The sequence below is a fragment of the Endothiovibrio diazotrophicus genome (assembly GCF_054657215.1).
On sequence record NZ_BAAHXB010000002.1, the window covers coordinates 116,444 to 128,123 of the forward strand.

11 protein-coding genes and 1 tRNA gene are annotated in these 11,680 nt (G+C 66.3%); 10 read left to right on the forward strand and 2 right to left on the reverse strand.

Annotation, left to right across the window (positions count from 1 at the left end; all coding sequences use genetic code 11):
- Positions 1–36: 36 nt before the first annotated feature.
- A complete protein-coding gene (gene pstB, locus ACYQ2W_RS01265) occupies positions 37–861 on the forward strand; it encodes a phosphate ABC transporter ATP-binding protein PstB (protein WP_459862617.1) in 825 nt (274 codons plus the stop codon).
- A gap of 22 nt (positions 862–883) precedes the next feature.
- Positions 884–1,528 (forward strand): hypothetical protein, encoded by a 645-nt coding sequence (locus ACYQ2W_RS01270; RefSeq protein ID WP_459862619.1) that lies wholly within the window; start codon positions 884–886, stop codon positions 1,526–1,528.
- Positions 1,529–1,536: 8 nt separating this feature from the next.
- On the opposite strand, the gene ACYQ2W_RS01275 is transcribed toward ACYQ2W_RS01270, so the two are convergent.
- Entirely contained in the window at positions 1,537–1,872 is a 336-nt protein-coding gene (locus ACYQ2W_RS01275; protein ID WP_459862621.1) for a hypothetical protein, read from the reverse strand.
- 3 nt (positions 1,873–1,875) lie between these two features.
- The gene (locus tag ACYQ2W_RS01280; protein ID WP_459862623.1) at positions 1,876–2,325 is read right to left on the reverse strand and encodes an OsmC family protein; all 450 of its coding nucleotides are present in this window, start codon (positions 2,323–2,325) and stop codon (positions 1,876–1,878) included.
- A gap of 231 nt (positions 2,326–2,556) precedes the next feature.
- On the opposite strand from ACYQ2W_RS01280, the gene ACYQ2W_RS01285 reads away from it, so the two are divergent.
- The 8 genes from ACYQ2W_RS01285 to pnp all read left to right on the forward strand — a co-directional run bounded on the left by ACYQ2W_RS01285 (position 2,557) and on the right by pnp (position 11,508).
- A tRNA-Met gene (locus ACYQ2W_RS01285) sits at positions 2,557–2,633 on the forward strand.
- Positions 2,634–2,761: 128 nt separating this feature from the next.
- Complete coding sequence (gene rimP / locus ACYQ2W_RS01290) at positions 2,762–3,217, forward strand: ribosome maturation factor RimP (protein ID WP_459862625.1); 456 nt, start codon at positions 2,762–2,764, stop codon at positions 3,215–3,217.
- Between the two features lie 77 nt (positions 3,218–3,294).
- Positions 3,295–4,785 (forward strand): transcription termination factor NusA, encoded by a 1,491-nt coding sequence (gene nusA / locus ACYQ2W_RS01295; protein WP_459862627.1) that lies wholly within the window; start codon positions 3,295–3,297, stop codon positions 4,783–4,785.
- A gap of 21 nt (positions 4,786–4,806) precedes the next feature.
- Positions 4,807–7,353 (forward strand): translation initiation factor IF-2, encoded by a 2,547-nt coding sequence (infB, locus tag ACYQ2W_RS01300; protein WP_459862629.1) that lies wholly within the window; start codon positions 4,807–4,809, stop codon positions 7,351–7,353.
- A 138-nt stretch (positions 7,354–7,491) separates the two neighbouring features.
- On the forward strand, positions 7,492–7,887 hold the full coding sequence (gene rbfA, locus ACYQ2W_RS01305) for a 30S ribosome-binding factor RbfA (protein WP_459862631.1): 396 nt from the start codon (positions 7,492–7,494) through the stop codon (positions 7,885–7,887).
- Positions 7,887–8,819: a tRNA pseudouridine(55) synthase TruB gene (gene truB / locus ACYQ2W_RS01310; protein ID WP_459862633.1), complete on the forward strand. Its 933-nt coding sequence runs from the start codon at positions 7,887–7,889 to the stop codon at positions 8,817–8,819. The genes rbfA and truB overlap by 1 nt, the downstream gene beginning before the upstream one ends.
- A 286-nt stretch (positions 8,820–9,105) precedes the next feature.
- On the forward strand, positions 9,106–9,372 hold the full coding sequence (rpsO, locus tag ACYQ2W_RS01315; RefSeq protein WP_459862635.1) for a 30S ribosomal protein S15: 267 nt from the start codon (positions 9,106–9,108) through the stop codon (positions 9,370–9,372).
- A 45-nt stretch (positions 9,373–9,417) separates the two neighbouring features.
- Positions 9,418–11,508 carry a polyribonucleotide nucleotidyltransferase gene (gene pnp, locus ACYQ2W_RS01320; RefSeq protein WP_459862636.1) on the forward strand — a complete coding sequence of 697 codons (2,091 nt, stop codon included), beginning with the start codon at positions 9,418–9,420 and terminating at the stop codon, positions 11,506–11,508.
- The last annotated feature ends 172 nt before the right edge of the window (positions 11,509–11,680 follow it).

The window sequence follows — 11,680 nt, forward strand, 5'->3', positions numbered from 1 at the left end:
GCCAATCGCCAAAATTCGCAACCGAGGTAGAGTCAAATGAGTGCAACCGCAGAGGCGGCGTTCGTCGCGGAGCCGTTCCAGGCGAACGGCGATGTCGTCATCAATTGCAGCGTGGGCAAGATCTTCTACGGTGACTTCCTCGCCGTGCGCGATAGTACGGTGCCCATCGAGAAGAAGAAGATCACCGGCTTCATCGGCCCCTCGGGCTGCGGCAAGTCCACCGTGCTGCGCAGCCTGAACCGGATGAACGACCTGATCACGGCCTTCCGCTTCGAGGGCAGCGTGATGTACCACGGCCAGGACATCTACGCCAAGCGGGTGGATCCGGTGGTGGTGCGCCGTTACATCGGCATGGTGTTCCAGCAGCCGAACCCCTTTTCCATGAGCATTTACGACAACGTCGCCTTCGGTCTGCGGCTGAACCGCTTCCGCGGTGACGTGGAGGAGAAGGTGCAGGCCGCCCTGGAGCGGGCGGCCCTGTGGAAGGAGGTCAAGGACAAGCTGAAGAACAGCGGCCTCTCCCTCTCCGGCGGTCAGCAGCAGCGCCTGTGCATCGCCCGCGCGGTGGCCACCGAACCTGACGTGCTGTTGATGGACGAGCCCTGTTCCGCCCTCGACCCCATCGCCACCCGCCAGGTGGAGGAGCTGATGCTGGAGCTGAAGGAGAACTACACCCTCGCCCTGGTGACCCACAACATGCAGCAGGCCACGCGAGTCGCCGATACCACGGCGTTCTTCTCCGTGGACATCTCCAAGGGCGGGCGCACCGGCTATCTGGTGGAGATGGGGGCGACGCAGCAGGTCTTCGAGGATCCGCGGGAGCAGCTCACCAAGGAGTACATCTCCGGCGAGTTCAGCTGAGCGGAAACGAGGCGGCGAAGGATTGTCGACCGGCGCTTTCGATCTCGCGGCCATCGAGCGGTCGCTGCGTGCCGTACAGCGCGACTTCGCGCATATCAACGGTGCGCTGGGCACGTCGCGCGATCCGCTGAGCGACGAGGTGGTCGATTACCTCCTCGCCGGCTATCGCTACCTGGCCCACCTGCTGGCGGAGGGCATCGACCCGCTCGCCGTCGGCAACTCCCGCCACCTGCTGCGGCTCAATTGCCTGGTGCTGTGCGGAAGCTGTCCCGGCGAGCGGGAAGAGTGGCCGCCCCACCTGGAGCAGACCGCGCGGCGCTTCTATGACGACCGCAGCCCCGGTGGCGTCCGGGCGCTGATGAACTATCTCGCCGACCACGGCGGCGATACGGTGTGGGAGCGGGCCGCCGGCGCCTATATCCACATCCTCTCCGAACCCCAGCTCTTCGTCGAAGGCAACCACCGCACCGGCGCCCTGGTGATGAGTGCCCTGCTGTGTGGCGCAGGCCAGCCCCCGTTCGTGCTGACGCCGGGCAACGCCAGGGCCTATTTCGATCCCTCCTCGCTGATCAAAGGGAGCCGCAAGCGCTCGCTGCGTGCCTGGGTGACGATGCCCCCATTGCGCCGGCGTCTGGCCCGCTTGCTCCGGGAGGGGGCGGCCGGTTGAGCGGCGCGCTACTCCCCGCCATTCCCGGGCAGTTCGAAATGGATTGCCAGGGCCTCCAGCAGCTGCTCCGCGGTCAGCTCCTCATAGACCTCCTCGGGCGGTAGCGGCTGCCCGTCGGTGGCCGGAAACTCCAGATGCAGGCCGAAGCGATCGGCGGGCTGACCGTAGGTGTGGACATAGGCGGCGAGCGCCGGCTGGTCCCAGAGCGCGAGGTGGATCGCCTGGTGCTCGGTGGGGCGGGTGTCCAGGGCGAGGGTGTCGGCGCCGAAACGCTCGCCCAGCCGCAGCAGCAGTCGCTTGATGGCCGGCGCCTTGCGCAGGGTCCAGGCCGTCGTCCCTTCCACCGCTCAGAGATCCAGCGGGCGCCCGTCGGCGGTGACCGCCACCTCCACCGTGATCCCTTCGCGGATGCTGGCGGTGACCACGCAGAACTCCTCGAACAGATCGAGGCAGCGTCCCATGCGCGCCGGATCGTCCAGACCGGCGACGTCGATATCCACCTGGATGCGCCCGACCCGCAGCCGGTTGCGCTCGTTGCGCGCCATCTCCACGGTCACCCCCGCCTTCACCTTGCCGGGGCTCTGGTGGGACTTGCGCAGGCAGAACAGAAGGGATGCCGACAGGCAGTTGGCCACCGCCGCGCCGAGGATGCGCGAGGCGTTGGGGCCGGCATCCCGGCCCAGCGGCGCCGGTTCGTCCAGCAGCAGGTCGGGGAACTGCTCGCGGTCGAAGCGTACGCGGAATTCGTAATCCTCGACCTGTTCGAGATCGATGCGGAAGGAGGTTTCGGCGGACATGGTCGGCTCCGGTTGGCAGGGGGTTCATGGTAACGCGGGGCGCCCCCCCCCGGGTAGCAGACCCCTCGCTCACTATTGAAGTCGACGTCCGACGGGGAGACCTTCGCGAAGCGGATGGCCCTCAAGACCGTTCTCCGTTACCAATTTTCGGTTTTTTGCCGGCTTTGCGGCAAAAAACCAAATGAGGGGTTGACCTCCAGCGGTCGGGTCACTACTATACCGGCCATCCAGTGCGGGGTGGAGCAGTCTGGCAGCTCGTCGGGCTCATAACCCGAAGGTCGCAGGTTCAAATCCTGCCCCCGCTACCACTCTTTAAAAAGAGCCCCGTTTTCGGGGCTTTTTTGTTATTACCCCGGCGCTTGCGTCCTTTCGGGCGCCGGCGGCGGGACAGCGGAAGTGGGCGTCGGCCCACTTTTTTTTGCGGTAAGCGGAGTCCATGAGAGGCGTACCCGAGAAGCTGCGCGAGCTGGTCGAGCAGACCGCCGAGGCGATGGCCTTCGAGACCGTCGGGGTGGAATTCCACACCGCCGGGCACCACTCGCTGCTGCGGGTCTACATCGACAAGGCGCAGGGGGTGACGGTGGACGACTGCGCCGACCTCAGCCGCCATTTGAGCGCGGTGCTCGACGTGGAGGATCCGATTCCGGGGCAGTACACCCTGGAGGTCTCCTCGCCGGGGCTCGACCGTCCGCTGTTCCGCGAGGAGGATTTTCGGCGGTTTGCCGGGCGCGAGGTGAAGATCCGCACCTTGGCTCCGGTCGACGGGCGCAAGCGGTTCAAGGGACGGCTGCTGGGTTTTGAAGGTGGATGCGTGGCCATTGAGATGGAGGGAGAGCGGGTCGAACTCGACTTCGACTCCATCCATGACGCGCGCCTGGTTCCCGATATCTGATCGCCCATGGTCTGGATTCGGCCATGTAGTTTGATTCGGCCATGTAGCTCGAGTCGGGTTTTGTCGGAGGCATCAGCATGAGCAAAGAAATTTTGTTGGTGGTCGAGGCGGTTTCCAACGAGAAGGGGGTCGACAAACAGATCATCTTCGAGGCGATCGAGGCGGCCCTGGCATCCGCGGCGAAGAAGCGCCACGGCGGCGAGATCGATGCCCGGGTGGCGATCGATCGCGCCACCGGCGACTACGCCACCTTCCGCCGTTGGCTGGTGATCCCGGACGACGCCGTGATGGAGGAGCCCGATCGCGAGATCCGCCACATGGACGCCATCGACATCGATACTGCCAAGGAGGTGGGCGACTACATCGAAGAGCCGATGGAGAACCCGGTGTTCGGCCGCATCGCCGCGCAGACCGCCAAGCAGGTGATCGTGCAGAAGGTGCGCGAGGCCGAGCGGGCGCGGGTGGTCGAGCAGTTCAAGGGGCGGATCGGCGAGCTGATGATGGGCGTGGTCAAACGTACCGAGCGCGGCGGCGTGATCCTCGACATGGGCGAGAACGTCGAGGCACAGATCTCCCGCGATCAGATGATCCCGCGCGAGGCGGTGCGTCCCGGCGATCGTATCCGCGGCTACCTCTACGACGTCCGCCCCGAGCCGCGCGGTCCGCAGCTGTTCATCTCGCGCACCGCGCCGCAGCTGCTGATGGAGCTGTTCAAGCTGGAGGTGCCGGAGGTGGGCCAGGGGATGATCGAGATCCTCGGCGCCGCCCGTGATCCCGGCTCCCGCGCGAAGATCGCGGTGAAGTCCATCGATCCCCGGATCGACCCGGTCGGCGCCTGCGTCGGCATGCGTGGCTCCCGCGTCCAGGCGGTCTCCAACGAGCTGGCCGGCGAGCGGGTCGATATCATTCCCTCCGACGACAATCCGGCGCAGTTCGTGATCAACGCGATGGCGCCGGCCGAGGTGGTCTCGATCATCGTCGACGAGGACTCCCATTCGATGGATGTGGCGGTGGCCGAGGAGAACCTCTCCCAGGCGATCGGCCGCAGTGGCCAGAACGTGCGGTTGGCCTCCCAGCTTACCGGCTGGGAGCTCAACGTGATGACCGAGCAGCAGGCCGAGGAGAAGAGCGAGGCCGAGGCACAGAAGGTGCTGAAGCTGTTCATGGAGGCGCTGGACGTGGACGAGGAGGTGGCCAACATCCTGGTGCAGGAGGGGTTCACCACCATCGAGGAGGTGGCCTACGTGCCGGCCTCCGAGATGACCGAGATCGAAGAGTTCGACGAGGCGATCGTCGAGGAGCTGCGGGCACGCGCCAAGGACGTGCTGCTGATCCGGGCGATCGCCGACGAGGAGACTGCGGAGCCCGCCGACGACCTGTTGGAAGTCGAGGGGATGGACGAGGAGCTGGCGCGAATGCTCGCCGGCCAAAAGGTAGTGACACGCGAGGACTTGGCGGAACTCGCGGTGGACGACCTGCTGGAGATCGAGGGGATGGACGAAGAGCGCGCCGCCAAGCTGATTATGGCCGCGCGCGCCCATTGGTTCGAGGAGAACCAGCAGGACTAACCGCCGGAGGGGGTACGACTCATGGCGAAAGTGACCGTGAAACAGTTTGCCGACGTGGTCGGCATACCGGTGGAGCGCCTGCTCACCCAGTTGGGTGAGGCGGGGCTCTCCATCTCCAAGGCCGATGACGAAATCAGCGACAAGGAGAAGCTGCAACTGCTGCGTTTCCTGCGCAAGAGTCACGGCAAAGACGAGGCCGAGGTGGAGGTTGGCACCGAGGAGCCGAAGAAGATCACCCTCAAGCGCAAGACCGTCAGCGAGCTGAAGGTGGGCGGCGGTGCCGGGCGCAAGACCGTCAACGTCGAGGTGCGCAAGAAACGCACCTACGTCAAGCGCTCGCTCATCGAGGACCAGGACGCGGAGAAGCGCCAGGCCGAGGAGGATGCGCGCGCCGCCGAGGAGGCCGAGCGCCGTGCCGCTGAGGAGGCGGAGGCCGCCCGCATCGCCGCCGAGGAGGAGGCCCGCCGCAAGGAGCAGGAGGCGGAGGAGGCCGCCAGGCGCGCCGAGGAGGAGGCTGCCAAACGTGCCGAGGAGGAGGCCGCCAAGCGCGCCGCCGAGGAGGCGCGCCTGGCTGCCGAGCAGGTCACCCAACGCAAGGGCGCGGACACGCCCAAGCGGGTCGAGCCGCCGAAGCGCGTCGAGGCCCCGGCCAAGCGCGACGACGACGAGCGTAAGGGCAAGTACGGTCGCAAGGAGCTGCACGTGGCCGCCGACAAGCGTGGTCGCCGCAAGAAGGGGGGGAAGTCCGCGCCGCGTCGTGCCGCCTCCTCCGGCGGTGGCGCCCACGGCTTCGCGCGGCCCACCGCGCCGGTGGTGCGTGAGGTCTCCGTACCCGAGACCATTACCGTCGCCGATCTCGCGGCGAAGATGGCGGTGAAGGCGGCCGAGGTGATCAAGACCCTGATGAAGATGGGCTCCATGGCCACCATCAACCAGGTCCTCGACCAGGATACCGCGATCCTGGTGATCGAGGAGATGGGCCACACCGCCAAGGCGGTGAGCGAGAACGACCTGGAGAACGAGCTGCTCGCCGATCGCGGCGAGAGTGGTGAGGCGATCGCCCGTCCCCCGGTGGTCACCATCATGGGTCACGTCGACCACGGCAAGACCTCGCTCCTCGACTACATCCGCAAGGCCAAGGTGGCGGCCGGCGAGGCCGGCGGCATCACCCAGCACATCGGCGCCTACCACGTCGAGACCGACCGGGGGACCATCTCCTTCCTCGACACTCCCGGCCACGCCGCGTTCACCGCGATGCGTGCCCGCGGTGCCCAGGTGACCGACATCGTGGTGCTGGTGGTGGCCGCCGACGACGGCGTGATGCCGCAGACCAAGGAGGCGATCCAGCACTCCCGCGCCGCCGGCGTGCCGATCGTGGTGGCGGTGAACAAGATCGACAAGCCCGAGGCCGATCCGGATCGGGTGAAGAACGAACTGGTGGCCCAGGAGGTGATCCCCGAGGAGTGGGGCGGCGACACCCAGTTCGTCCACGTTTCCGCCAAGACCGGCGAGGGCATCGATACGCTGCTCGATGCGATCTCCCTGCAGGCCGAGGTGATGGAGCTGACCGCCCCCCGGGAGGGGTTGGCCAACGGCGTGGTGGTGGAGTCCTCCCTCGACAAGGGGCGCGGCCCGGTGGCCACCGTGCTGGTCCAGTCCGGTACCCTGAAGAAGGGCGACATCATCCTCTCCGGCCAGGAGTTCGGCCGTGTCCGCGCCATGTTCGACGAGGCGGGGCGGCCCATCGACGAGGCCGGTCCGTCGATCCCGGCGGTGGTGCTCGGCCTCTCCGGCACCCCCAACGCCGGCGATGAGGTGGTGGCGCTGGCCGATGAGCGCAAGGCGCGCGAGATCGCGCTGTTCCGCCAGGGCAAGTTCCGCGACGTGCGTCTCGCCCAGCAGGGGCCGGCGAAGATGGAAGACATCTTCGCCCAGGCCGCCGGCCAGGGCGGCAAGGCGACCCTCAACGTGGTGGTGAAGGCCGACGTGCAGGGTTCGGTGGAGGCGTTGCGCGACTCCCTGAACAAGATCACCACCGACGAGGCGGAGGTGAAGATCGTCGCCTCCGGGGTCGGCGGCATCAACGAGTCCGACGTCAACCTGGCGGTGGCCTCCAATGCGGTGCTGTTCGGCTTCAACGTGCGCGCCGACGCCACCGCCCGCCGGCTGGTCGCCGACACCGGGGTGGATCTCCACTACTACAGCGTCATCTACGACCTGCTCGACGAGGTGAAGGCGTCGCTCTCCGGCATGCTCTCGCCGGAGATCCGCGAGGAGATCGTCGGTCTGGCCGAGGTGAAGGACGTCTTCCGCTCCTCGATTCTCGGCGCCATCGCCGGCTGCATCGTGGTCGATGGCGCGGTGCGCCGCTCCAACCCGATCCGCGTGTTGCGCGACAACGTGGTGATCTTCGAGGGTGAGCTGGAGTCGTTGCGCCGCTTCAAGGACGACGTCAACGAGGTGAAGGCGGGTACCGAGTGCGGTATCGGCGTGAAGAACTACAACGACATCAAGCCCGGTGACCAGATCGAGGTCTACGAGCGCTACGAGGTTCAGCGTACCCTTTAAGCTTGGGTGATTAAACGCGGAGGACGCAAAGACGCAGAGAACGCGGAGAAAGAAGAGTGTATTGATATCTTCTTCTCTGCGTTCTCTGCGTCTTTGCGCCCTCCGCGTTTTTTTCCAGAGAGTTGAGTAGAGACTGATATGCCGAGAGAGTTTCCGCGTAGTCGCCGGGTCGGCGAGCAGATGCAGCGCGAGCTGGCGGAGTTGATCCGCGACGAGGTGAAGGACCCGCGGGTGGGGATGGTGACCATCGCCGCGGTCGAGGTGAGCAAGGATCTGGCCCACGCCAAGGTGTGGTTCACCGTGCTCGGCGCCGAGCCGACGGTGACCGCCGAGGGGCTCAACCGCGCCTCCGGCTTCCTGCGCCGCGAGCTGGGCCGGCGGATGGTGCTGCGCTCGGTGCCGCAGCTCCATTTCGTCTACGACGACTCGGTGGTGCGTGGCAACGAACTGGCCTCGCTGATCGATCGTGCGGTCTCCGCCGACCGCCACGACGAGGAGGATGAGACGCCGGATACGCCCGGGACGGAACGCTGATGGGGCGCCGGCGCAATCGCGGCCGTCCGGTCGACGGCGTGATCCTGCTCGACAAGCCCTCGGGAATCACCTCCAATCGCGCGGTGCAGATCGTCAAGCGGCTGTTCAACGCCAACAAGGTGGGGCATACCGGCAGTCTCGACCCGTTGGCCAGCGGCATGCTGCCGCTCTGTCTCGGCGAGGCGACCAAGGTCTCCAGCTTCCTGCTCGACGCCGACAAGCACTACCGGGTGGTCTGCCGCCTCGGCCGGCGCACCGATACCGGCGACGCCGAGGGCGAGGTGATCGAGACCCGTCCGGTGGAGGCGTATGGCGAGGCGCGGATGCGCGCGGTGCTGGCCGGCTTCGTCGGTGAGATCGAGCAGATCCCGCCGATGTACTCCGCCCTCAAGCACCAGGGCGAGCGGCTCTACAAGCTGGCCCGCGAAGGCAAGGAGGTGGAGCGCAAGCCGCGCCCGGTGACCATCCACGCCCTGGACCTGCTGGACTACGAGGATGACCGGCTCTCCTTCGATGTGCGTTGCTCCAAGGGGACCTACGTGCGGACCCTCGCCGAGGATATCGGTGGGGTGCTGGGGTGTGGCGCCTACGTGGAGGCGTTGCGGCGGGTCGGTGTCGATCCCTACGACAACCAGGCAATGGTCACCATCGAAGAGCTGGAGGCGCTCGCCGACGAGGGCTTTGCGGCCCTCGACGCGAGCCTGTTGCCGATCGATACCGCGATCCGCGATTGGCCGGAGGTGCGGCTCAACGCCGACTCCGCCTACTACCTGCGTCAGGGGCAGCCGATCCAGGTGCCCAAGTCGCCCACCGCCGGCTGGGTGCGCATCTACGGGGCTACCTCGGATGGCGGGGAGCGGTTCCTCGGCCTCGGTGAGATCGATGACCACGGCCGCGTCGCCCCGCGCCGCCTCATCGCCTCGGATGCCTAAGCACGAATTTATAGAAGAAATGGACAGGATTAACAGGATTTTTCAGGATTGACAGGCCAGAGGAGGCAAAATGGTCCGAGGTCGCCGGACGCGTCGGGCGGCATTGCGGGCAAGACCCTTGCGCAATTCAAAAACCTGTAAATCCTGTTAATCCTGTCCATCTCCTTCACCGCCGAAGGCGGCTTGTTCACATATGGGGTGGCCGGTAGAATAGGCCCCCTTTTTACCCACGGCGGTCTCTGGAACGTGAACTGGAGCCCGCTTCAACCTTCAGGAGTTCACGCCCATGATCACTGCCGAACAGAAAGCCCAGATCGTCAAGGACTACGCCCGCGGCGAGGGTGATACCGGTTCCCCCGAGGTGCAGGTGGCCCTGCTTTCCGCCCGCATCGAGGATCTCACCGGCCACTTCAACGAGCACAAGCACGATCACCACTCCCGCCAGGGGCTGCTGCGTCTGGTCAACCAGCGTCGCAAGCTGCTCGACTACCTGAAGGGTAAGGATCTCTCCCGCTATCAGGACCTGATCGCGCGCCTCGGCCTGCGCAAGTAAGCGTTTTCCAAACTTCAAAACCCAGGCGGATAAGGAAACGAAATCGTGAATCCTGTAAAGAAGAGCTTCAGCTACGGCGGCCATACGGTCACCATCGAGACGGGCGAGATCGCCCGCCAGGCCAGCGGCGCGGTGATGGTCGACATGGACGACACCGTGGTGATGGCCACCGTGGTCGGCATGAAGGAAGCCCAGGAGGGTCGCGATTTCTTCCCCCTGACGGTCGACTACCAGGAGAAGACCTACGCGGCGGGCAAGATCCCCGGCGGGTTCTTCCGCCGCGAAGGTCGCCCCTCCGAGAAGGAGATCCTCACCTCCCGTCTCATCGATCGTCCGGTTCGCCCCCTATTCCCCAAGGGCTTCACCAATGAAGTCCAGATCATCCTCACCGTGATGTCGCTCAACCCCGAGATCGATCCCGACATCCCCTCCATGATCGGCACCTCCGCCGCGCTGGCGATCTCCGGTCTGCCGTTCAACGGGCCGATCGGTGCCGCCCGCGTCGGCTACAAGGATGGTGAGTACCTGCTCAACCCGACCATGAGCGAGACCGAGGCGTCCGACCTCGACCTGGTGGTGGCCGGTACCGAGGATGCGGTGCTGATGGTGGAGTCCGAGGCCAAGCTGCTCTCCGAGGAGGTGATGCTCGGCGCGGTGATGTTCGGTCACGAGCACTCCAAGGTGGTGATCAAGGCCATCCGCGAGCTGAAGGCCGAGGTCGGCAAGCCCGACTGGGAGTGGACCGCCCCGGTGAAGGACGAGGCGCTGGCCGCCGCGGTGAGCGATGCCGCCGAGGCCGACCTGGGCGAGGCCTACCGGATCAAGGACAAGCTGGAGCGCCAGGAGCGGGTCTCCGCGGTGCGCCACGCCACCATCGACAAGCTGTGCGCCGGCGACGAGGCGCCGTGGAGCGAGGAGCAGGTGCGCAGCGCCTTCTCCGGCCTGGAGAAGAAGATCGTCCGCGGTCGCATCCTCAACGGCGAGCCGCGCATCGACGGCCGCCCGCTCGACGCGGTGCGCGACATCTTCATCCGCACCGGCGTGCTGCCGCGCACCCACGGCTCGGCGCTGTTCACCCGCGGTGAGACCCAGGCGCTGGTGGTCACCACCCTCGGCACCGGTCGCGACGCGCAGATCATCGATGCCCTGGAGGGGGAGCGCAAGGAGCCGTTCATGCTCCACTACAACTTCCCCCCCTTCTGCGTCGGCGAGACCGGCCGCGTCGGCAGCCCGAAGCGGCGTGAGATCGGCCATGGCCGGCTCGCCAAGCGCGGCGTGCACGCGGTGATGCCGACGCTGGACGACTTCCCCTACGCCCTGCGCGTGGTCTCCGAGATCACCGAGTCCAACGGCTCCTCGTCGATGGCCTCGGTGTGCGGCACCATCCTCTCGCTGATGGACGCCGGTGTGCCGATCAAGACTCCGGTGGCCGGCATCGCGATGGGTCTGGTGAAGGAGGGCGACCAGTTCGCCGTCCTCTCCGACATCATGGGCGACGAGGACCACCTCGGCGACATGGACTTCAAGGTGGCCGGCTCCGAGAGCGGCATCACCGCGCTGCAGATGGACATCAAGATCCAGGGCATCACCAAGGAGATCATGGAGAAGGCGCTGGCCCAGGCCAAGGGCGGCCGGCTGCACATCCTCTCCAAGATGGTCGAGGCGATCCCCGCGCCGCGCGAGGAGATGTCGGAGTACGCCCCGCGCATCGACACCATCAAGATCGACCCCGACAAGATCCGCGACGTCATCGGCAAGGGCGGCGTCACCATCCGCGCGATCCAGGAGGAGACCGGGGCCACCATCGACATCACCGACGACGGCACCGTCAAGATCGCCTCCGCCGACAAGGCCGCCTCCGACGAGGCGCGTCGGCGCATCGAGCTGATCACCGCCGAGGTGGAGGTGGGCAAGGTCTACGAGGGCAAGGTGGCGCGCCTGATGGACTTCGGCGCCTTCGTCACCATCCTCCCCGGCAAGGACGGCCTGGTGCACATCTCGCAGATCAGCGAGGAGCGGGTCGAGCGGGTGAGCGACAAGCTCTCCGAGGGCGACGTGATCAAGGTGAAGGTGCTGGAGGTGGACCGCCAGGGCCGCATCCGCCTCTCCATGAAGGCGGTCGCCGAAGGAGAATGATCTGACGATCATTCTCCTTATTTGGGAAAGGGGGCCTTCGGGTCCCTTTTTCTTTGTCCGATCATCTCCCCCTGGTTACCACGCTCCGCGTGGTAACCTCGGCCTCCACGTCGGCACTGCTTTTCCCGTGGACGCTCCGCGTCGGCGCTGCAGGACGCAGAGCGTCCAAGGT

What these genes read in the sequence shown, in the direction of transcription:
- rimP (WP_459862625.1), top strand. Translation starts at nt 2,762, where the DNA reads ATGAGAGGCGTACCCGAGAAGCTGCGCGAGCTGGTCGAGCAGACCGCC.
- rbfA (WP_459862631.1), top strand. Translation starts at nt 7,492, where the DNA reads ATGCCGAGAGAGTTTCCGCGTAGTCGCCGGGTCGGCGAGCAGATGCAG.
- truB (WP_459862633.1), top strand. Translation starts at nt 7,887, where the DNA reads ATGGGGCGCCGGCGCAATCGCGGCCGTCCGGTCGACGGCGTGATCCTG.
- nusA (WP_459862627.1), top strand. Translation starts at nt 3,295, where the DNA reads ATGAGCAAAGAAATTTTGTTGGTGGTCGAGGCGGTTTCCAACGAGAAG.
- rpsO (WP_459862635.1), top strand. Translation starts at nt 9,106, where the DNA reads ATGATCACTGCCGAACAGAAAGCCCAGATCGTCAAGGACTACGCCCGC.
- pstB (WP_459862617.1), top strand. Translation starts at nt 37, where the DNA reads ATGAGTGCAACCGCAGAGGCGGCGTTCGTCGCGGAGCCGTTCCAGGCG.
- ACYQ2W_RS01280 (WP_459862623.1), bottom strand. Translation starts at nt 2,325, where the DNA reads ATGTCCGCCGAAACCTCCTTCCGCATCGATCTCGAACAGGTCGAGGAT.
- infB (WP_459862629.1), top strand. Translation starts at nt 4,807, where the DNA reads ATGGCGAAAGTGACCGTGAAACAGTTTGCCGACGTGGTCGGCATACCG.